The organism is Streptomyces sp. CA-251387 (assembly GCF_050936625.1).
Taxonomy (GTDB): domain Bacteria; phylum Actinomycetota; class Actinomycetes; order Streptomycetales; family Streptomycetaceae; genus Streptomyces.
The window spans coordinates 7,628,895-7,649,353 of the sequence record NZ_JBNJMJ010000001.1 but is presented as its reverse complement, the minus strand read 5'-3'; the positions used below and the strand labels follow the sequence as shown (position 1 = coordinate 7,649,353).

The window sequence follows — 20,459 nt, the reverse complement described above, 5'->3', positions numbered from 1 at the left end:
TTGCGTATCGCCACCTACCTGTACGAGGGGCGCCGTCACTGCGGGGTCGTGGAGGACACCGTCGTCCGGGCCCTGCCCGACGGCACCTCGGCCCTCGACGCCCTCGGCGCCCGTCCTGTGGGCGATCCCGTCCCGCTGTCGGACGTACGCCTGCTGCCGCCGCTTCAGCCGCCGACCGTCCGGGACTTCGTCACCTTCGAGGAGCACGTCGAAGGCGTACGGCGCTCCGTGGACGGGACCGCCGGGGTGCCGGAGCGGTGGTACGCGGCGCCGACCTTCTACTTCACCAACCCCTACGCGGTGTACGGCCCGCACGACGACATCCCGATGCCGCCGGGGTCGGCCGTGCTGGACTTCGAGCTGGAGGTCGCCGCCGTGATCGGCCGCGAGGGCCGCGACCTCACCCCCGAGCAGGCCCGGGACCACATCGTCGGCTACACCGTCTTCAACGACTGGTCCGCCCGCGACCTGCAGTCGGCGGAGATGAAGGTGGGGCTGGGCCCCTGCAAGGGCAAGGACACCGCCGCGACCCTCGGCCCGTACCTCGTCACCGCCGACGAACTGGAGCGGTACCGCGACGCCGACGGCTTCCTGCGGCTGGCGCTCACCGCTTCGGTGAACGGCGAGGTCGTCGGCAAGGACCTGCTGTCCAACATGAGCTGGACCTTCGAGGAGATGGTCGCCTACGCCTCGCGCGGCACCTGGGTGCGCCCGGGAGACGTGCTCGGCTCCGGCACCTGCGGCAACGGCGGCTGCCTGGCCGAGCTGTGGGGTGTGCGCGGCGCACAGGACCCGCCGCCGCTGAAGCCCGGCGACACGGTGACGCTCACCGTGGAGGGCATCGGTTCCGTGTCCAACACCGTGGTGCCGGGCGAGGCACCGGTGCCGCTGCCGACGGGCCGCCGCCGCAGCCGGGAGCGGCCGTGACCGATCCGCGTCCCAGGCGGCTGCTCGGCAAGGTCGTGGTCGTCACCGGCGCGGCCCGGGGCCAGGGCGCCGCCGAGGCCGAGGCGCTGACCCGCGAGGGCGCCCGGGTGATCGCCACCGACGTCACGGAGGCACCCGGCTGCCGCCGCCTCGACGTCACCAGCGACAAGGAGTGGGCCGAACTCGCCGCCGAGATCGAGGAGTCGTACGGCCGTGTCGACGGCCTGGTCAACAACGCGGGCGTCACCTGGCGCGCCCGCCTCGGCGACGTACGTCCCGACGACTTCGACCGCGTCCACGCCGTCAACGTGACCGGCCCGCTGCTCGGCATCCAGCGCCTCGCCCCGCTGATGCCGCCGGGCTCGGCCATCGTCAACGTCGGCTCGACGGCCGCGCTCACCGGGCACTATCCGGTCGCCTACACGGCCAGCAAGTGGGCGCTGCGGGGCCTGTCGAAGACGGCCGCGACCGAACTCGGCCCCCGCGGCATCCGCGTCAACACCATCCACCCCGGCTACATCGAGACCGAGATGACCGCCTCCGCGGCCCCCGCGTTCCGCGCGGCGAACATCCGCGAGACACCGCTCGGCCGTACCGGCACCGTCGACGAGATCACCCCGCTCGTGGTCTTCCTGCTCTCCGCGGAGGCGTCCTTCATCACCGGCGCCGAGATCCCCGTGGACGGAGGCCTCACCGCACACGGTGGCGTCAAGTCCCTCTCGGATGCGCTGCGATCTCCTGTTCCGCCCAGATGATCTTGCCGTCGGCCGTGTACCGCGCCCCCCAGCGGTGCGACAGCTGAGCCACCAGAAACAGCCCCCGGCCCCCCTCATCCATGCTCCGAGCGTGCCGCAGCCGCGGAGCGGTGCTGCTGCCGTCGGCGACCTCGCAGGTCAGGCGGGAGTCGCGGAGCAGCCGTAGGCGGATGGGAGGTTCGGCGTAGCGGATCGCGTTGGTGACCAGCTCGCTGACGATCAGCTCGGTCGTCATGGCCAGTTCCGCGAAGCCCCAGTCCTCCACCTGCCGGGTCGCGCGGGCCCGGACGTCGGCGACGGCGGCCGGGTCCACGGGCACGTCCCACGAGACGACGTGCTCGGCACCGAGGGCATGGGTGCGGGTCAGGAGCAGGGCGATGTCGTCGGGCTGCGGCACGGGCACGAGCTGCCGCACCGCGGACGAGCACAGGGTGCCGAGGTCGGGGTCGCGCCGGGACAGCAGGTCGCCCAGCCGGGCCATGCCCCGCTCCATGTCGCCGCCGGCCGCGTCGATGAGCCCGTCGGTGTAGAGGCCGAACAGGCTGTTCTCGGCGAGTTCGATCTCGCAGGCCTCGAACCCCATCCCGCCCAGCCCGAGCGGCGGCCCGGCAGGGGGCTCCGGGAAGGAGACCTGCCCGTCGGGCGAGACGACGACCGGTGGCGGGTGCCCGGCACGGGCCATCGTGCAGCGCCGGGTGACCGGGTCGTAGACGGCGTACAGGCAGGTCGCCCCGAGGAAGGCGGTCGTGCTCTGGTGGGCCGCCCCGGCCCCGTCGGACCCCTCGGGCACCTGGGCCCCCGCCTCGTACGGGTGCTCCTCGCTGAGCCGGAGCACCAGGTCGTCCAGGTGGGCCAGCAGTTCGTCGGGCGGCATCTCCATGTCGGCGAGGGTCTGTACGGCGGTGCGCAGCCGGCCCATGGTCGCCGCCGCGGTGATGCCGTGGCCGACGACGTCGCCGACGACCAGGCCGACCCGGGCGCCGGACAGCGGGATCACGTCGAACCAGTCGCCGCCGACCCCGCCCGTCGGGTCCGCCGGCAGATAGGAGGAGGCCACCTCCAGCGCCGTACCGCCCGTCAGGGCCTGGGGCAGCAGACTGCGCTGCAGGGTGACCGCGGCCGTGTGTTCCCGGGTGTAGCGGCGGGCGTTGTCGACGCACAGCGCCGCTCGGGCCACCAGCTCCCGGGCGACCAGGACGTCGTCGGGCTGGAACGACACGGGATTGAGCGACCGGAGGAACGTGGCGAGGCCCAGGGCGGTGTTGCGGGCCCGCATCGGCACGGAGATCAGGGAGTGCAGGCCGAACTCGCGCATGCTGGCCACGCGCGCGGGCTGTTCGGTGGCCCACTGCTCGTCCGACGGATCGAGGACCGGGATGAGGATCGGCTCGCCGTCGACTATCAGATGCGCGTCGTGAGGCGGGGGCACGAAGTCCACCCGGTCCCCGATCCGTGCCACGGCCTCCGGGGCGCCCTCGCGCACCGAGCTCAGACCGGCCCGGCGCATCACCGGCCTGGGGCGCGCCGGTCCCGCGTCGGTGAGCCACGCTCCGTGTCCCTCGGTGCTGAGCACGGGCTCCAGAAGGTCCACGACGACGAAGTCCGCGAAGCGGGGGACGGCGAAGTCGGCCAGTTCCTGAGCGGTCCGCAGCACGTCCAGCGTCGTGCCGATCCGCGTGCCTGCCTCGTTGACCAGTGCCAGCAGCCGGCGGGCGTTCCACCGCTCGGTGACGTCCAGAACCATGTAGCAGACACCGGTGATCGAGTCGTCCTGGTCCACGAGGGGGAAGAACGAGGTGGAGTAGGCGTGCTGGCGGTGCGGATCGGCCCAGCTCCAGCCCACGTACTCGTAGTCGGTGACCGGGACGCCGGTTTCCAGGACCTTGCGCATCAGGCCCTCGATGGTCTCCGTCTGGAGGCCCGGCAGCAGTTCGCTCAGCCGTCGCCCCAGCCGCTGCTCACGGGGCACTCCGCCGAAGCGTTCCAGGGTGTCGTTCAGCCAGACGTAGCGCAGCTGTGTGTCCATCACGGCCATGCCGACCGGCGAGCGGGTCAGGAACCCGTCGAGGATGGACTGGCCCACCGTCCACTGCGGGCGCCGCTCCCGTGCCGAGATCAGAAAGCACTCGTCCGTCCCGATGCGGAAGGACGCGGAGACCCGCAGGTCCACGTCGATGCGGCGGCCGTCACGGTGCCGTAGTGGGATGAGCCCGCTCCACCCCATGCCGGCGCGGCAGCGCTCCGCGATGCCGGCCACCCGCATCGGATCGCCGGGTATCGCCAGCAGACGCGCGGCCGGGCCGCCGACGATCTCCGGCGCCGGGTGGCCGAGGAGTACTTCCGCGGCCCGGGTCCAGCCGAGCACCGTCCCGTGTGCGGACACCACCGCCGCCGCGTCGGAGGACGCGTCGAAGAGCGCGCGCGGTCCTGCGGACGGAGGCGCGTCGGGTTCTTCTCGCGGAGCATCCATGGGTCCTCACGCAGCGTCCATGGGTCCCATCCCGTACACGACCATGTTCCTGCTTGTCCGCCGGATGTGCACGGGGCCGAGGGCCCCGTGCCCTCCGTCTCCTCTCCGGCCTCCCTCTCCGCGCCGGGCGCGCGGCGGACGGACCGGAGCGGTGGGCACGGCGGAGGAGCGGAGGGAGCATGGAAGTGCCGGCCGTCCCAGCCGTGGTACCCGGGGGTGTATGGCCGAGGTCGGCGGGCCCGGCCGGCCGGTGGCGGAGGAGCTGGGATGACAGCCGAATCTTTCGAGTCCAACCGAGACGAGTACGGCCCCGAGGCGTCCCGCCCGATCGGCCTGCTGGACGTGCTGAGCGTGGCCGCGGTGGTCGTGGACGCCGACGGGCGCATCGTGTTCTGGACCCCGCAGGCCGAGGAGCTCTTCGGCTACACCTCCGAGGAGGCCCTCGGCACCCATGCGGCGCGGCTGTTCATCCACCCCGAACATCTGCCGGCGGTGGCGAAGCTGTTCGCCGAGGTGCTGAAGACCGGCCGGAGCTGGGCCGGTGCCTTCCCCATCCGGCACAAGGACGGCAGCACCCGGCTGACGGAGTTCCGCAACATGCGGCTGCTGGACGATCTCGGGGACGTCTACGCCCTGGGCATCGCGGCCGACCACTCCCTGCTCCAGCGCGTCGAGACCGACCTGGCGCTGTGCGAGCGGCTGATCAACCAGTCCCCGATCGGTCTCGCCCTGCTCGACCCCGATCTGCACTATCTGCTGGTCAACCCGGCGCTGGAGCGCATCGACGCCACCCCGGCCGAGGACCACATCGGCCGCCGGCTGCGGGAGACCCTGCCGCTGCCCGACATCGACACCATCGAGTCCGCGCTGCGCCAGGTGCTCACCACCGGCACCCCGCTGCTCGACCAGTACCACGTGGGCCGCCCGCCGGCCGATCCCGAACACGAGCACGCCTGGTCGCTGTCGTTCTACCGGCTGGAGGACCCCGGCGGGCGGATCCTGGGCGCGGCCATCTCGTTCGTCGACGTCACCGAGCGGCACCGCGCGGCCGCCGAGGCCGACCGGGCGCGGCGGCGCCTCGCCCTCATCGCCGACGCCTCCACCCGCGTGGGCACCACGCTGGAGGTGGAGCGGACCGCCCACGAACTGGCGGAGGTCGCCACGCCCGAGCTGGCCGACGTGGTCGCCGTGGACATCCTGGACTCCGCCCTGGCCTGCCGCCGCAAGCGCAAACCTGACAACGGCCCCGAGCTGTTCCGCGCCCTCGCCCTGAAGTCGGCGTATCCCAGCGTGGCCCTGCGCGCCGCCGACCCGCCCGGAGACCTCGCCGCCTACGAGGGCGACCGCCTGGTCACCCTCTGCGTGCACACCGCCCGCCCGGTGCTGGTGCGCCATGTCGGCCCGCACGATCTGCCGCGCATCGCCCGGGACCCGGAGGCCACCTCCCTGCTGGCCCGGGCCGGCGTCCACTCGTATCTGGCGGTGCCGCTGATCGCCCACGGCGAGGTGCTCGGCGCCCTGGACCTGAAGCGCACCCGCAACCCCGTGCCGTTCGACGACGACGACGTCGTCCTGGCCAGTGAGCTGGCCAGCCGAGCCGCCGTGGCCATCGACAACGCCCGCTGGTTCCAGAGCGTGCGCAACACCGCCCTCACCCTCCAGCGCAGCCTGCTGCCCGACCACCCGCCGCACCACCCCGGCCTGGAGCTCGCCTCCCGCTACCAGCCCGCCCAGGCCACCAGCGAGGTCGGCGGGGACTGGTACGACGTCCTGCCGCTGACCGAGGACAGGACCGCCCTGGTCGTCGGCGACGTCATGGGCAACGGCATCGACGCCGCCGCCACCATGGGCCGGCTGCGCACCGCCACCGTCGCCTACGCGGACCTCGACCTCGATCCCGGCGCCGTGCTCCAGCACCTGGACAAGATCACCTGCGATCTGGAGCACTACATCGTCACCTGCCTGTACGCCGTGTACGACTCCCGCACGCGTCGGTGCCACATCGCCAACGCCGGGCACATGCCGCCCGCGCTGGCCCACCCGGACCGGCCGCCCGAACTGCTCGACCTGCCCACCGGAGCCCCGCTCGGCGTCGGCGGCATCCCGTTCGAGACCACCTCGGTCGACCTCGGCCCCGGCGATCTGCTGGTCCTGTACACCGACGGCCTCGTCGAGACCCGGCACCACCCCATCGACGACCGCCTGAACGTCCTCCTCGGCTTCCTCGACGAACCCCGCAGGCCGCTGGAGGAGACCTGCGACCTCCTGCTGTACGGGCTGCGCCACCCCGACGACCACGACGACGTCGCCCTGCTCGTCGCGCGGGTCCTGTAGCCGGAGTCCGTCCCGACCCTCGAGCGTCCCGACCCGCGGCCGTCCCGTTCCGGGGCCGTCCCGTTCCGGGGCCGTGCACGTCTTGCCCGCGCCGTGCGCCCGGCGCACGCTGGTCGTATGGGTGCGCAGAGCGGCCCCACGCTCATCAACTCGGTACAGCGGGCCTTCCGCCTGCTGGAGGTGGTGAGCGCGCACGAGAACGGCGCGCCGGCGAAGCAACTCGCACGGGAGGCAGGCCTGCCGCTGGCCACGACGTATCACCTGCTGCGGACGCTGGTCCACGACGGATATGTGCGCAAGCTCGACGACGGCGGGTTCATCCTGGGCGAGCGGCTCCAGACGCTGCACACGGCGGGCCGCACCCAGGCGCTGCTCAGCCGGATCCGTCCCACGCTCGCCGCGCTGCGGGACGAACTGCACACCGCCGCCTACCTCACCTTCTACGAGGAGGGCGAGATCCGGGTCGCCGAGATCGTCGACGGCCCGCGTGCCCCCCGGGTCGACCTATGGGTGGGGTTCGAGGACGCGGGGCACGCCACGGCGCTGGGCAAGTCGGTCCTGCGCGAGCTGGACGAGGAGTCACGCAAGGAGTACCTGTCCCGGCATGCGCTCGCCGACCTCACACCCAGGACTATCACCGACACGCGTGACCTGCTCCGGCGGCTCGACGCCTCGCCGATGGCCCCGGCCGTGACGGACATGGAGGAGTACTCCCTCGGCACGGTCTGCGTCGCGGTGCCCGTGTACAGCGGGACGACCCTCGGCTCGCTCGGCGTCTCACTGCGGGCCGACCGGCGCTCCCGGCTGGAGGAGATCACAGCGCGGCTGATCCCCACCGCGAGCCGCGTCACCAGGGGCCTCTCGCTCACTATCTGAAAATGCCGTCCTTGTCCCGTCCGGACCGAACCGATTTCCTAAATAAACCGGACATTTCACGGGCGTAAGCCCCCGCACACAGGTGAGGACAGCGGACAAGACATGAGCGAGGCCCTCCACCACGGCCGTGACCACTGGCCGAGGCGACTGGGCGCGGCTGCGCCCGTACTGCCCATCCTGATCGTCTCCGCCCTCGTGTTCTTCGATCTCATCGGCGGATCGGGGATGACCTGGGTGCCGCTGCTCGCCACGGGTCCCGCGCTCGCCGCCACCACCTGCGGGCCGCGCGGCGTCCTGTACGTGGGCCTGCTCGCCGCCGCCCTGAGCGTGACCCTCGGTATCCGCGGCGGCGCCGCGGATGCCAGCGAGCTGGCGGTCGCACTGGCCGCCCTGCTGGTGGTCACCCTGGCGTGCGCCCTGACCAGCGCGCTGCGCGGACGGCGCGAGCGGGTGCTGGCGGCGGTCCGCTCCGTCGCCGAGGCCGCCCAGCACGCCCTGCTCCAGCCCATACCGGCCACGGTCGGGCCGTTCCGGGTGGCCGTCCGCTACAGCGCCGCCGCGGCGGAGGCCCGGATCGGCGGCGATCTCTACGCGCTCGTGTCCACGCCGTACGGGGTCAGGCTGATCGTCGGCGATGTGCGCGGCAAGGGGCTGCCGGCCGTGGGGACCGCCGCGCTGGTGCTGGGTGTCTTCCGGGAGGCCGCCCACGACGAGCCCGATCTCCTCGCCGTCGTCGCGCGGATCGAGCGGAGCCTGGCGCGCAACCTGGGCAGCGACGACTTCGTCACCGCCGTGGTCGCCGGGTACCCCGGGGACGGGCAGCTGGAGGTCGTCAACTGCGGCCATGCGCCGCCGCTGCTGGTGCGCGACTCCGTCGTGGTGCCGGTCGAGCCGGACCGTCCGGCCCCGCCCCTCGGCCTGCGCACCCTCTCGGGCGAGACCCCCGCCCTGCAGGTACTGCCCTTCGCCGACGGCGACCAGCTGCTGCTCTACACCGACGGCGTCACGGAGGCCCGCAACCGCGACCGCGAGTTCTACCCCCTCGCCGAGGGCCTGGCCCGCCACACCTGCGACGAGCCGTCCCGCACCGTGACCGCCCTCCACGACGAACTGCTGAACCATGTGGGCGGCCAGCTGCACGACGACGCGGCCCTGTTGCTGCTGTGCATACCGCCCCAGGTGCCTGCACCCGCCTCAGGGGCGCGGGGAACTGCGCGACCAGCCACGACGCCGCGGTAGACGAAAGACGGCAGAACGCGGCACTCTCCCCACCGCCCTCCTGGCGGAGCGCCCCCGTGTTAGAAATGAGGCATGGCCGGAATCCTCGGCCGCCTGCGCTCGCTGTTGAGCGCGCGTACCGTCGCCCGGCAGGTCTTCGTGCTGCAGGCGGCGATCGTCGTGCTCCTCGTCGTCGCCGCGGTGGTGGCCCTCGTGCTGCAGGTTCGCGCCGACAGCAAACGGGAGGCCGGCAACCGGTCCCTCGCCGTGGCCGAGGCCTTCGCGCATGCGCCGGGCATCGCCGAGGCCCTGGCGGCCCCGGATCCGACCGCGGTGCTCCAGCCGCGTGCCGAGGCGGCGCGCGAGGCCACGGACGTCGACTTCATCGTCGTGATGACCAGGGACGGGATCCGCTACACCCACCCCGACCCGGACCAGATCGGCAAGCACTTCATCGGCACCATCGCCCCGGCCGCCGCGGGCGGAGTCGTGCGGGAGACGTACACCGGAACGCTGGGGCGGTCCGTGCGGGCCGTGGTCCCCGTGACCGACGGCGACGGCCGGGTCGTGGGGCTGGTGGCCGCCGGGGTGACGCTGGACCGCGTCGGCGGGTTCGTCGATCAGCATCTGCCGGTGCTGATCGGCTCGGCGGCGGTCGCGCTCGCCGTGGCCACCGCCGGGACCGCGCTGGTCAGCCGGCGGCTGCTGCGGCAGACCCATGGGCTGGGGCCCGCCGAGATGACACGGATGTACGAGCATCACGACGCCGTCCTGCATGCCGTACGGGAGGGCGTGCTGATCCTGGACGGCAAGCGGCGGCTGGCCCTGGCCAACGACGAGGCGCGCCGGCTGCTCGGGCTGGCCCCGGACGCGGAGGGCCGGCGCTGCCGCGAGCTGGGCATCGGGAGCGACCTCGCCCAGCTGTTCGCCTCCGGGCGGGACGCCACCGACGAGGTGCACCTGGCCCGGGGCCGTCTGCTCGCCGTCAGCCAGCGGGCGACCGACCGGGACGGCGGGCCGCCCGGCAGCGTGGCGACGCTGCGGGACACCACGGAACTGCGGACGCTGACCGGCCGTGCGGACGTGGCGCAGGAGCGGCTGAAGCTGCTGTACGACGCGGGACTGGAGATCGGCACCACCCTCGACGTCACGCGCACCTCGCAGGAGCTGGCCGACTTCGCGGTGCCGCGGTTCGCGGACTTCGTCAGCGTCGATCTGGCGGACCCGGTGCTGCGCGGCGAGGAGCCGAAGGTGGGCCGCACGGACATGCGCCGGGTCGCGTTCCGTGGCGTGCGGGAGGGCAGCCCGCTCTATCCCATCGACGAGCTGATCCACTTCGCCCCGACCACCCCGCAGGCCTTCGGGTTCGGCACGGGCCAGACCGTGCTGGAGGCGGACATGCCCGCCTTCTCCGGCTGGCAGGAGCAGGATCCCGAGAACGCGCGCAAGATCGTGGACTTCGGGATCCACACGATGCTCACCGTCCCGCTGCGCGCCCGTGGCGTCATCATGGGCATGGCCACCTTCTGGCGCGCCGACCGGCCCGAGCCTTTCGAGCCGGACGACGTCTCCCTCGCCGAGGAGCTGGTGGCGCGGGCCGCCGTCAGCATCGACAACGCCCGCCGCTACACGCGCGAGCACACCCTGTCGGTCACGCTCCAGCGCAGCCTGCTGCCCCGGGCCCTGCCCGACCAGAGCGCCCTGGACGTCGCCTACCGCTATCTGCCCGCGCAGGCGGCGCAGGGCGGGGTCGGCGGCGACTGGTTCGACGTCATCCCGCTGCCGGGGGCGCGGGTGGCGCTGGTCGTGGGGGACGTCGTAGGGCACGGACTGCACGCGGCGGCCACCATGGGGCGGCTGCGCACCGCGGTCCACAACTTCTCCACCCTGGACCTCCCGCCCGACGAACTCCTCGGCCACCTGGACGAGTTGGTCGCCCGTATCGACCAGGACGAGGGCGACGTCCTGCACGACGGCGAGCGCGCGCCCGTCACCGGAGCGACCTGCCTGTACGCCGTGTACGACCCGTCCTCCGGGCTGTGCAGCCTCTCCCGCGCCGGCCATCTCGAACCGGCCCTCGTCCACCCCGACGGCCACGTCGAGTTCCCCGCCGTCCCCGGCGGGCCGCCGCTGGGCCTGGGCGGCAGCCTGCCCTTCGAGGCGACGGAGCTGCGGCTGCCCGAGGGCAGTGGGCTGGTCCTGTACACGGACGGGCTGGTCGAGGACCAGGGGCGGGACATCGACGAGGGACTGGAGCGACTGCGCGGGGCGCTCGCCGCGGCGCCTCCGACGCACGGCCGGACGCCGGAGGAGACGTGCATGGCGGTCCTGGGTGCCCTGCTGTCCGAGCGGCCGCGCGACGACGTCGCTCTCGTCGTCGCCCGGACGCGACTGCTGCCCGCCGACCGCGCGGCGACCTGGGACGTCCCGGACGACCCCTCCGCCGTGGCCCGGGTCCGGGCGGCGGCCACCCGGACGCTGGACGACTGGGGGCTGACGGAGGAGGCGTTCACGACCGAGCTGATCCTCAGCGAGCTGGTCACGAACGCCCTCCGCCACGCCACCGGCCCCATCCGGGTCCGTCTGATCCGCGACCGCGCCCTGATCTGCGAGGTCTCCGACGCCAGCAGTACCGCACCGCATCTGCGCAGCGCGGCCACGACGGACGAGGGCGGCCGGGGGCTGTTCCTGGTGGCGCAGTTCGCCGAGCGGTGGGGCACCCGCTACACGGCGCACGGCAAGGTGATCTGGACGGAACAGCCCCTGGGCGTCTGAGTCCTGCGGCGCCTCAGTCCCCGTGCGCCTCCAGCGCCGCCCGCACCCCCGACTCAAGGGCGCCCTCGATCCACGACGGCTTGACCGACGTGTGGTCCCCGGCGAAGTACAGCGGACCCTCGGGGGCACGGATGGCTTCCAGCAGCTCCGTGTGCTGGCCGGGGAGGAGCACGGATGCCTCGCCGTACGCGTACGGATCGCGCAGCCAGCTCTGTGTGCGCCCGGCGCCGGTGTAGAAGACCTCGACGCGCTGGCCGTAGACCTGTTGCAGGCCCCGCAGCGCGTGCGGGTAGCGGGCGTCCTCGTCGAGGGAGTCCCAGCGGGAGGCGTCGTCGGCCCAGCTGTAGGAGGCGAGGACGACACCGCCCTTGCTGCCGTCGACCGGATGGGAAGGGTTGATCATGAAGCGGTTGGAGTTGTCGGAGACCGAGCCGCCGCCGATGATGTGCGCCGCCTCCGGCTGGTCGCGGGTGGCCCAGCGGTTGGCGGCGTAGTGGGCGCGCTGCGCGTCGCTGATGTGGCCGCGCGGGACGGAGGGATGGGCGCCGAGAAGGCTGCCGTCGGCGGGGGCCTTGCCCTTGCGGTAGTCGTCGTAGAGGCCGGGCCGTACGGCGTCGAGCTCCCGTTTCCAGTCGGCCTCGGTGAACTCCCACCAGCGGCGGCTGAACTCGAGCAGCACCTTGGTCGCGCTGTCGTAGTGCAGCTCGGCGACCGCCCGCCGTTTCTTGTACGACATCAGCGGGCTGACCTGCACCTGCCGGAGCCCCGAGAACGGCACGGTGACGATGGCGAGGTCCCCGGTGAACTGCTCGCGCACGACCTTGCCGTCGCGTCCCTCGGAGACGGTGTCGATCCAGACGTGCGGGCCGTCGGCGCGGACGTGGGAGGTGTCGTCGGCGCCGGGCCGGCCGGGGGCCCAGTACTCGACGTGGGTCGCCCGCCGGTCGAGGCGGAGGACGTCGGCGACCTCCTTCAGCAACGCGTCCGGCAGTGTCGCCGTGCCGCCGACCAACTCCCAGAACGCGGTGTCGGGGCTGATCAGCGACTGGCTGATGAAGCTGTGGATGAAGGACAGCGGCAGCCGCGAGGTGAGGTTCTCCAGGGTGCCGATCAGATCGATGGTCCGTTCGTCGAAACCCGCCTCCTCGGTGAGGAACCGGTACATCGACCAGTCGCCGTACTTCTGCACGACCCGTGCCCAGCCCCGCACCCGCTCGGGCATCGGCTTGTCGACCCGCTTGCCGTCCGGCCCGACGGTGCTGAACTCGTCGCGCACGGGGTCCAGGGCGCGGCGCAGGATGGTCGAGGAGGGTGTGTCCCAGTACGCGCGGGGCACGCCGAAGGAGCGGTTGATCCTGCGGGGCGACCTGGCGTACTCGGAGCGGCGCACGCGGATGCCGTTGACGTGGAGCCAGGCGTGGTTGACGGGCTTGCCCTCGCCGTCGACGTCGACGAGGTGGAACCGGCGGCGTTTGACGCCGAGCTGGTCGATCAGGCTCATCACCAGCGGATGGCTGCCGGGGATGCGCATGGCGCCGGCCTCCGCGTACTGGGCCGGATCGGCGAAGGCCTGCGCCGCGTGCTCGTGCCCGCCGGTGCGGAAGGTCTTGATACGGCCGCCGACGCGGTTGCCGTTGGCCTCGACGAGCGTGACGTGGTGCCCGGCCCGCTTCAGCAGCCAGGCGGCGACCAGGCCGGCGGGTCCGGCGCCGACGACGAGGATCTTCTTCGCCGTCTTCGTCTTCGCGCGCGGGAGCCCGGAATCGAGGATCTTCCGGTACGTCGGCACCAGCGCCCGGTCCTGGTCGTCGACCACGAGGAGGGCGCGGGCGACGGCCAGGCAGGTGTCCCAGTCGGCGGTGGACCGCGGCCGGTGCGGGGCCTGTTGGGGGACGGCGGGTGCGGCGGCGGCCACGGTGGGAGTTAACGCGGCCAGCGCGGCCGTCGTGGCGGATGCGGTCGTGAATCGCCGCCGGGAGACGGGAGTTGAGCCGACAGGCGCACGGTGATTGTCCATATGCCCTGGATACGGGGGCGGAAGGAGGGCCGGTAGGGCAACCGTCGGTTCATCACCTGAACGGGCAAGCGCACCATCACGGCCCCACGCCGGGCGTGCGTCCGCACGCGGGTTTGTAAAGCGCGGATGACGAAACCGTTGACGGGGACATGGCCCACTTTTATCTTCGTGTCCCCATTACGATCGGAATCACGAACTCCGTTCGAAATCACGGACAGGGACGGTCTCGTATGCCCCGGATGTCTCATCCGCTCTTCAGGAAACGCCACAGATCACTGATCCTCTGCGTGCTCACCGCGCTCCTGGCCCTGATGGCGACCACGCAGCCGGCGTCCGCGGCGGACGGCCGCCCGTACACCAACCCGCTGAAGTCGTTCAAGGGCGCCGATCCCTGGCTGCAGTACCACGACGGCAACTACTACCTGATCACCACGACGTTCACCGGCATCCTCGGCATCCGCAAGTCGCCGACTCTCGCGGGCCTCGCCACCGCGCCCAACGTGCAGGTGTGGTCGGACACCACGTCGACCCGCAACACCAACTTCTGGGCGCCGGAGATGCATCTGTTCAACGGCCACTGGTACGTGTACTACTCGGCCGGCCAGAGCGGCGTCGCCTGCTGCGACTCCCAGCGCACCCACGTACTGGAGAGCGCCGGCACCGACCCGATGGGCCCGTACACCTACAGGGGTTCGCTCACCGGCTCCAACCTCACGCCGGGCGGCTGGCTGATCGACGCGAGCGTGCTGCAGGCCAACAACCGGCTGTACCTGATGGGCAGCGGGTTCATCAACGGCAGTACGCAGAGCCTGGTCATCGCTCCCCTGAGCAATCCGTACACCCTCGCGAGCAGCACCTTCACCGTCATCTCCAGCCCGACGCTGGACTGGGAGCGCTCCGGCAACCCCGTCAACGAGGGCCCCGAGCCGCTCTATCACGACGGCCGCACCTTCCTGACTTACTCCGCGAGCTCCTGCCAGACCGCCGACTACAAGCTCGGCCAGCTGGAGCTGACCGGCACGGACCCGCTCAACCCGGCCTCCTGGACCAAGAAGCAGACACCGGTCTTCCAGCGCAGTGACGCCAACAGCGTGTACGGCCCCGGCCACAACGGCTTCTTCACCTCGCCCGACGGCACCGAGAACTGGATCGTCTACCACGCCAACTCCGCGTCGAACGGCGGCTGCGGCAACGGCCGGACCACGCGCGCCCAGGAGTTCACCTGGAACGCCGACGGCACCCCGAACTTCGGCACCCCTGTCGCCCTCGGCACCACGCTGCCCGGCCCGTCCGGCGAGACGGCGGCGACGCCGGCGTCGTACACCCTCGTCAACCGGGGCAGCGGCAAGTGCCTCGACGTGAACGGCGGCAACACCGCCGACGGCACGAACATCTTCCAGTGGACCTGCAACGGCGGGGCCAACCAGAAGTGGAAGGTCGAGGACCTCGGCGACGACACCAACCGGCTGGTCAACGTCGCCACCGGCAAGGTGATGGACACCGCCGAATGTTCCGCCGCCGACGGCGCCGACATCCGGCAGTGGTCCTGGCTCAACAACAAGTGCCAGCGCTACCGCCTGGTCTTCACCGCGAGCGGCGACCACGTCCGGATCGTCAACGAGTCCACCGGCAAGGTCGCCGACGTCGCCGACTGCGGCACCGCGAACGGCACCGACGTACGGCAGTGGACGTGGCTGAACAACAACTGCCAGCAGTGGAAGCTCGTCCCCACCACCTGATCGCTCGCCCTTCTCATCGCCCTTCTCTGATCCGGAGAACTCCCTTGAGACGCATAGCCGTACGGCTGCTCATGGCCGTCCTCGTCGCCCTCGCGGCCTGCCTCACCGGGCCCGCCCCCGCGGCCCAGGCAGCCGTCCCCGACTCCCCCGCCGTGACCTACACCAACCCGATCGCCGAGAAGCGGGCCGACCCGCACATCTTCAAGCACACCGACGGCTACTACTACTTCACCGCGACCGTCCCCGAGTACGACCGCATCGTGCTGCGCCGGGCGACGACCATCCAGGGCCTGTCCACGGCCCAGGAGGTCACCATCTGGACCAAGCACGCCAGCGGCGTGATGGGCGCGCACATCTGGGCGCCCGAGATCCACTACATCGACGGCAAGTGGTACGTGTACTTCGCCGCCGGGGCCACCAACGACATCTGGGCGATCCGGATGTACGTCCTGGAGGGCACCGGCGCCAACCCGCTGACCGCCACCTGGACGGAGAAGGGGCAGATCAAGACCCAGTGGGAGAGCTTCTCCCTGGACGCCACGACCTTCGTCGTGAACGGGGTCCGGTATCTGGCCTGGGCCCAGCGCGACCCATCCGTGAACAACAACACGGACATCTACCTCGCGAAGATGGCCAACCCCTGGACCATCACCGGTACTCCGGTCCGGCTGTCCCGTCCCACCTACTCCTGGGAGACGGTCGGCTACAAGGTCAACGAGGGCCCGGCGGTCATCCAGCACGGCGGCAAGGTGTTCATGACGTACTCCGCCAGCGCCACCGACAGCAACTACTGCCTGGGCATGCTGACCGCGTCCGCGAGCGCCGATCTGCTCAACGCGGCGAACTGGAGCAAGAGTTCCACGCCGGTGTTCACCAGCAACGCGAGCACGAGCCAGTACGGTCCGGGGCACAACTCCTTCACCGTCTCCGAGGACGGCAAGTCCGACATCCTCGTCTACCACGACCGCAGCTACAAGGACATCTCCGGCGACCCGCTCAACGACCCCAACCGCCGCACCCGCGTCCAGAAGCTGTACTGGAAGGCCGACGGCACCCCCGACTTCGGCATCCCGGTGGCCGACGGGGTCACACCGCAGCGCTTCTCGTCGTACAACGTCGCGGACCGGTTCATCCGGCACTGGGAGTACCGGGCCAAGATCGAGCCCAACGTCTCCCCGCTCGCGGACTCGCAGTTCCGCGTCGTCACCAGCCTGACCGGCAGCGGCACGGTCTCGCTGGAGTCGGCCAACTTCCCCGGCTACTACCTGCGGCACAAGAACTTCGAGGTGTGGCTGGAGAAGAACGACGGCACCCCACAGTTCGCGGCGGACGCGAGCTTCTACAAGCGGGCCGGGCTGTCCGACTCGGCGGGGGTCTCGTACGAGTCGTACAACTACGCCGGGCGCTACATCAGGCACTACGAATACCTGCTGTACGTGCAGGCTCCGAGCACTGCGACGGACAGAGCGGACGCCACGTTCTATGCCCAGTAAGACGTCTCACCAGGTGACGCCTTGATTCCTTAAGATCGTTCCGTGGTCACCTTCCTCGTCGAACGCACCGTTCCGCTCCCCCTGGACGAGGCCTGGCGCCGCCTGACGGAGTGGCCCCGGCACGGCGAGGCCGTCCCCTTCACCCGCGTCTCGGTCACCACCCCCGAGCCCACCCACGAGGGCACCCTCGTCGTGGCCCGCTCGGGGGTCGGCCCTCTCTCCTTCGACGACCCGATGGAGGTGACCGTGTGGCAGCCGCCGAAGGGCGACTCACCGGGCCTGTGCCGGCTGGAGAAGCGGGGCCGGGTGGTCAGGGGCTGGGCCGAGATCGAGGTGCGGCACGGGCCGGGAGGGCGTGCGCGGGTGGTGTGGCGGGAGGAGCTGGGGGTGCGGTGGCTGCCGGGGCTCTTCGACGGTGTGCTGGAGCGTACGGGGCGGTATGTGTTCGGGCGTGCCGTGAATCGCCTGCTGCGCACCGCCTGACCGGTCGTTGTCAGTGCCCTCTCCTAGGGTTGCGCCGAACTCACGGTTCTCGCAGGGGAGGGTGGCGCGATGGGTGCCAGCGGCTGGACGTACGTCACCGAGTACAGGGGTGGTGTCGAGGCGTCCTTGGCAGCACTGCATGAGGAGGTCTTCGAGGAGCTCTACGGCGACGACGACGAGTACGGGTCGATCGGGGAGCTGTGGGCGGACGAGGATTTCATGGGTGAGGAGGGGACGCACTCGATCCTCGACATCCAGCGGGTCGTCCTCACGACGGCCGCCCCGTCGGAGCTCGACCCCGACGACTACATGACCCTGCGCCCCCTTGCGCCCGACCGGATCCTGCACCATTTCCGCAGCGACCGGCCGACGCCGGAGCGGTTCCAGGAACTGGTCGACGAGTCGTACGCGGACCTGCTGCGCCGCCGGCCGCACGAGCGCGGCGAGACGCTCCTCGACGAGAGCCGGATGCGGTGGACCGGACTGTACGTCGTCCTGTACACCGGCAACGAGCCGAGCCACCTCGCGGTGTTCGGGCAGTCGGGCGACTGAGCCTGTCCGGCCCAGGCGGGGGCTTCTGGCAGCGCCACGCGATCAAGCCACCGACCCGATCCGCCCCGCCGGCGTCGACCCGGACGTGGCGTCGTGATGGATCGGCGTGTGAGCGCCGGTGAGTGAAACCCCGCTGCCACCCCGCCGGTTCGCGACGATCTCCGACGCGATCGACAGGGCCGTCTCCTCCGGCGTACGGGCGCCGAGGTCGAGGCCGATGGGCGACCGGAGCCGGGCCAACTCCAGCTCGGTCACGCCGACTTCCCGCAGCCTCTCGTTCCGGTCGAGGTGGGTACGGCGGGACCCCATCGCGCCGACGTACGCCACCGGCAGCCGCAACGCCAGCTGAAGGAGAGGTACGTCGAACTTGGCGTCGTGCGTGAGCACGCACAGGACCGTCCGGGCGTCCACGGACGTCCGCTCCAGGTACTTGTGCGGCCACTCCACGACGATCTCGTCGGCCTCCGGGAAGCGGGCCTTGGTCGCGAAGACGGGGCGGGCGTCGCACACCGTCACGTGGTAGTTCAGGAACTTGCCGATCCGCACCAGCGCCGACGCGAAGTCGATCGCGCCGAAGACGATCATCCGGGGCGGCGGGACCGAGGACTCGACGAGCACCGTGAGCGGGGCTCCGCAGCGCGAGCCCTGTTCGCCGATCTCCAGGGTGCCGGTGCGGCCGGCGTCCAGGAACGCGCCCGCCTCCGCCGCGACCGTGCGGTCCAGCTCGGGGTGGGCGTCGAAGCCGCCGTCGTACGAACCGTCGGGACGCACGAGCAGTGCCAGGCCGAGCAGCTCCCGTGGCCCGGACACCACCCTCGCGACCGCCGTCGCCTCTTGGCCCGCGGCCGCCCGCAGCGCGGACGCGAGCACCGGGCGGACCGGATCCCCGGCCCGGACCGGCGTGACCAGGATGTCGATGATGCCCCCGCACGTCAGGCCGACCGCGAAGGCGTCCTCGTCGCTGTAGCCGAAGCGTTCCAGGACCGTCCCGCCGTCCTGCAGCGCCTGTTGGCACAGATCGTAGACCGCGCCCTCCACACAACCGCCGGAGACCGAGCCGATCGCCGTGCCGTCGGCGTCCACCGCGAGCGCGGCGCCCGGCTGGCGGGGTGCGCTGCCGCCGACCGCCACCACGGTGGCCACGGCGAAGTCACGTCCCTGCTCGACCCACCGGTTCAGCTCCTCGGCGATGTCCAACATCTGTCGGTCTCCTTGAACAGCGGTTGTGTGGAGGGCGGTGCTAGAACCGGCTAGTGCACGCCCAGCCAGCTCTCAATGGGATTGAGGGCGAAATACACCAGGAAGATGCCTGTCAGCGCCCACATGAACACCCCGATCTCCCGGGCCTTGCCCTGAGCGGTCTTGATGGCGACGTAGGAGATGACGCCGGCCGCGACGCCCGCGGTGATCGAGTACGTGAACGGCATGATCACGACGGTGAGGAACACCGGGATCGCGGTGGCCCGGTCCGACCAGTCCACGTGCCGCGCGTTCATCATCATCATGGCGCCGATCACCACCAGCGCCGCCGCCGCGACCTCGCCCGGCACGATCGCCGTCAGCGGGGTGAAGAAGAGGCAGGCCGCGAAGAACAGGCCGGTGACGACCGAGGAGAGGCCCGTACGGGCACCCTCGCCGACGCCGGTCGCGGACTCGACGAACACCGTCTGACCGGACGCGCCGGACACACCGCCGATCGCACCGCCCGCGCCATCGATGAACAGCGCCTTGGACAGTCCCGGCATCCGGCCCTTGTCGTCGGCCAGCTTGGCCTCGGTACCGACGCCGATGATCGTCGCCATCGCGTCGAAGAACCCGGCGAGCACGAGGGTGAAGACGATCATGCCGACCGTCATCGCGCCGACCTCGCCCCAGCCGCCGAACTCGACGTTGCCGAAGATCGAGAAGTCGGGCATGGACACCGCGCTGCCGTGCAGTTCGGGAGCGCCGCTGGCCCACTGCTTGGGGTCGATGACGTCGAACGCGTTGAGGGCGACGGCGAGGACGGTGCCGCCGACGATGCCGATCAGGATCGCGCCGGGGATGCCGCGCGCCTGGAGCATGAAGATCGCGAGCAGGGTGGCCGCGAAGAGCAGGACGGGCCAGCCTGCCAGTTCGCCGGCCGGGCCGAGGGTGACCGGGGTCGCCTCGCCCTGGTGCACGAAGCCGGCCTTGTAGAAGCCGATCAGGGCGACGAACAGGCCGATGCCCATGGTGATCGCGTGCTTCAGCGCGAGCGGGATCGCGTTCATGATCATCTCGCGCAGGCCGGTGACGACCAGCAGCATGATGACGACGCCGTACATCACACACATGCCCATGGCCTGCGGCCAGGTCATCTGCGGGGCGACCTGCGAGGCGAGCACGCCGGAGACGGAGAGGCCGGCGGCGAGGGCGAGCGGCACCTTGCCGAAGAAGCCCATCAGCAGCGTCGTGAAGGCCGCCGCGAACGCGGTCGCGGTGATGAGGGCCTTCTGGGCGAGCGTGTCCCCTGCCGCGTCCTTGCCGGACAGGATCAGGGGGTTGAGGAGGAGGATGTACGCCATCGCCATGAAGGTGGTGACGCCGCCGCGCACCTCACGCGCGAGAGTGGATCCTCTCTTGGTTATGTGAAAGTACCGGTCGAGCCAGGACCGTCCGGCCGGGACGCGGGTGCCTTCTCCCGCGTCTTCGGCTGTGGTCGCCGGCTCCAGTGACTGCTGGGTCATGTGGGCCTACTCCCAAGGTTCAAAGGGGCACCCGTACCAACCGCCGCGGCGGCTACGGGATTTGGGAAGGTGCTGCGGCCGCACGACCCGGGGGACGGCCCGAGACGAACGA

General features: G+C 71.4%; 14 protein-coding genes. 10 read left to right on the top strand and 4 right to left on the bottom strand.

The window, feature by feature from the left end; genetic code table 11:
• Positions 1 to 927, top strand: a complete 927-nt coding sequence (locus ACQEV2_RS33965) for a fumarylacetoacetate hydrolase family protein (protein WP_433050231.1) — start codon at positions 1 to 3, stop codon at positions 925 to 927.
• The gene (locus tag ACQEV2_RS33960) at positions 924 to 1,682 is read left to right on the top strand and encodes an SDR family NAD(P)-dependent oxidoreductase (RefSeq protein ID WP_433050228.1); all 759 of its coding nucleotides are present in this window, start codon (positions 924 to 926) and stop codon (positions 1,680 to 1,682) included. The genes ACQEV2_RS33965 and ACQEV2_RS33960 overlap by 4 nt, the downstream gene beginning before the upstream one ends.
• Here ACQEV2_RS33960 and ACQEV2_RS33955 read toward each other — a convergent pair.
• Complete coding sequence (locus ACQEV2_RS33955) at positions 1,636 to 4,152, bottom strand: SpoIIE family protein phosphatase (RefSeq protein WP_433050225.1); 2,517 nt, start codon at positions 4,150 to 4,152, stop codon at positions 1,636 to 1,638. The genes ACQEV2_RS33960 and ACQEV2_RS33955 overlap by 47 nt on opposite strands.
• 267 nt (positions 4,153 to 4,419) lie before the next feature.
• On the opposite strand from ACQEV2_RS33955, the gene ACQEV2_RS33950 reads away from it, so the two are divergent.
• The 4 genes from ACQEV2_RS33950 (at position 4,420) to ACQEV2_RS33935 (ending at position 11,355) form a co-directional block, all read left to right on the top strand.
• Positions 4,420 to 6,486: a SpoIIE family protein phosphatase gene (locus tag ACQEV2_RS33950; protein ID WP_433050222.1), complete on the top strand. Its 2,067-nt coding sequence runs from the start codon at positions 4,420 to 4,422 to the stop codon at positions 6,484 to 6,486.
• 117 nt (positions 6,487 to 6,603) lie between these two features.
• Positions 6,604 to 7,362, top strand: a complete 759-nt coding sequence (locus ACQEV2_RS33945) for an IclR family transcriptional regulator (RefSeq protein ID WP_433050220.1) — start codon at positions 6,604 to 6,606, stop codon at positions 7,360 to 7,362.
• A 102-nt stretch (positions 7,363 to 7,464) separates the two neighbouring features.
• The gene (locus ACQEV2_RS33940) at positions 7,465 to 8,601 is read left to right on the top strand and encodes a PP2C family protein-serine/threonine phosphatase (protein WP_433050217.1); all 1,137 of its coding nucleotides are present in this window, start codon (positions 7,465 to 7,467) and stop codon (positions 8,599 to 8,601) included.
• Between the two features lie 72 nt (positions 8,602 to 8,673).
• Positions 8,674 to 11,355 (top strand): SpoIIE family protein phosphatase, encoded by a 2,682-nt coding sequence (locus tag ACQEV2_RS33935; RefSeq protein WP_433050214.1) that lies wholly within the window; start codon positions 8,674 to 8,676, stop codon positions 11,353 to 11,355.
• A 13-nt stretch (positions 11,356 to 11,368) separates the two neighbouring features.
• Here the strand turns inward: ACQEV2_RS33935 and ACQEV2_RS33930 are convergent, their stop codons facing one another.
• The gene (locus tag ACQEV2_RS33930) at positions 11,369 to 13,372 is read right to left on the bottom strand and encodes a flavin monoamine oxidase family protein (RefSeq protein ID WP_433050211.1); all 2,004 of its coding nucleotides are present in this window, start codon (positions 13,370 to 13,372) and stop codon (positions 11,369 to 11,371) included.
• Positions 13,373 to 13,611: 239 nt separating this feature from the next.
• On the opposite strand from ACQEV2_RS33930, the gene ACQEV2_RS33925 reads away from it, so the two are divergent.
• From ACQEV2_RS33925 to ACQEV2_RS33910, 4 genes are all read left to right on the top strand, one after another.
• Positions 13,612 to 15,111: a family 43 glycosylhydrolase gene (locus ACQEV2_RS33925; RefSeq protein ID WP_433050209.1), complete on the top strand. Its 1,500-nt coding sequence runs from the start codon at positions 13,612 to 13,614 to the stop codon at positions 15,109 to 15,111.
• A 71-nt stretch (positions 15,112 to 15,182) separates the two neighbouring features.
• Positions 15,183 to 16,604, top strand: coding sequence for a family 43 glycosylhydrolase (locus ACQEV2_RS33920; RefSeq protein WP_433054983.1), 1,422 nt, complete (start codon positions 15,183 to 15,185; stop codon positions 16,602 to 16,604).
• A gap of 42 nt (positions 16,605 to 16,646) precedes the next feature.
• Entirely contained in the window at positions 16,647 to 17,087 is a 441-nt protein-coding gene (locus tag ACQEV2_RS33915; protein WP_433050206.1) for an SRPBCC family protein, read from the top strand.
• Between the two features lie 69 nt (positions 17,088 to 17,156).
• Positions 17,157 to 17,639 carry a hypothetical protein gene (locus tag ACQEV2_RS33910; protein ID WP_433050203.1) on the top strand — a complete coding sequence of 161 codons (483 nt, stop codon included), beginning with the start codon at positions 17,157 to 17,159 and terminating at the stop codon, positions 17,637 to 17,639.
• Positions 17,640 to 17,681: 42 nt separating this feature from the next.
• Here the strand turns inward: ACQEV2_RS33910 and ACQEV2_RS33905 are convergent, their stop codons facing one another.
• Positions 17,682 to 18,839, bottom strand: a complete 1,158-nt coding sequence (locus tag ACQEV2_RS33905) for an XdhC family protein (RefSeq protein ID WP_433050200.1) — start codon at positions 18,837 to 18,839, stop codon at positions 17,682 to 17,684.
• 50 nt (positions 18,840 to 18,889) lie between these two features.
• On the bottom strand, positions 18,890 to 20,347 hold the full coding sequence (locus ACQEV2_RS33900) for an NCS2 family permease (protein WP_433050197.1): 1,458 nt from the start codon (positions 20,345 to 20,347) through the stop codon (positions 18,890 to 18,892).
• Positions 20,348 to 20,459: the final 112 nt, after the last annotated feature.

Bases quoted from the DNA above. Each gene is read 5' to 3' on its own strand.
- ACQEV2_RS33910 (WP_433050203.1), top strand. From the start codon at position 17,157: ATGGGTGCCAGCGGCTGGACGTACGTCACCGAGTACAGGGGTGGTGTC.
- ACQEV2_RS33945 (WP_433050220.1), top strand. From the start codon at position 6,604: ATGGGTGCGCAGAGCGGCCCCACGCTCATCAACTCGGTACAGCGGGCC.
- ACQEV2_RS33935 (WP_433050214.1), top strand. From the start codon at position 8,674: ATGGCCGGAATCCTCGGCCGCCTGCGCTCGCTGTTGAGCGCGCGTACC.
- ACQEV2_RS33940 (WP_433050217.1), top strand. From the start codon at position 7,465: ATGAGCGAGGCCCTCCACCACGGCCGTGACCACTGGCCGAGGCGACTG.
- ACQEV2_RS33955 (WP_433050225.1), bottom strand. From the start codon at position 4,152: ATGGATGCTCCGCGAGAAGAACCCGACGCGCCTCCGTCCGCAGGACCG.
- ACQEV2_RS33925 (WP_433050209.1), top strand. From the start codon at position 13,612: ATGTCTCATCCGCTCTTCAGGAAACGCCACAGATCACTGATCCTCTGC.
- ACQEV2_RS33920 (WP_433054983.1), top strand. From the start codon at position 15,183: ATGGCCGTCCTCGTCGCCCTCGCGGCCTGCCTCACCGGGCCCGCCCCC.
- ACQEV2_RS33900 (WP_433050197.1), bottom strand. From the start codon at position 20,347: ATGACCCAGCAGTCACTGGAGCCGGCGACCACAGCCGAAGACGCGGGA.
- ACQEV2_RS33930 (WP_433050211.1), bottom strand. From the start codon at position 13,372: ATGGACAATCACCGTGCGCCTGTCGGCTCAACTCCCGTCTCCCGGCGG.
- ACQEV2_RS33905 (WP_433050200.1), bottom strand. From the start codon at position 18,839: ATGTTGGACATCGCCGAGGAGCTGAACCGGTGGGTCGAGCAGGGACGT.
- ACQEV2_RS33950 (WP_433050222.1), top strand. From the start codon at position 4,420: ATGACAGCCGAATCTTTCGAGTCCAACCGAGACGAGTACGGCCCCGAG.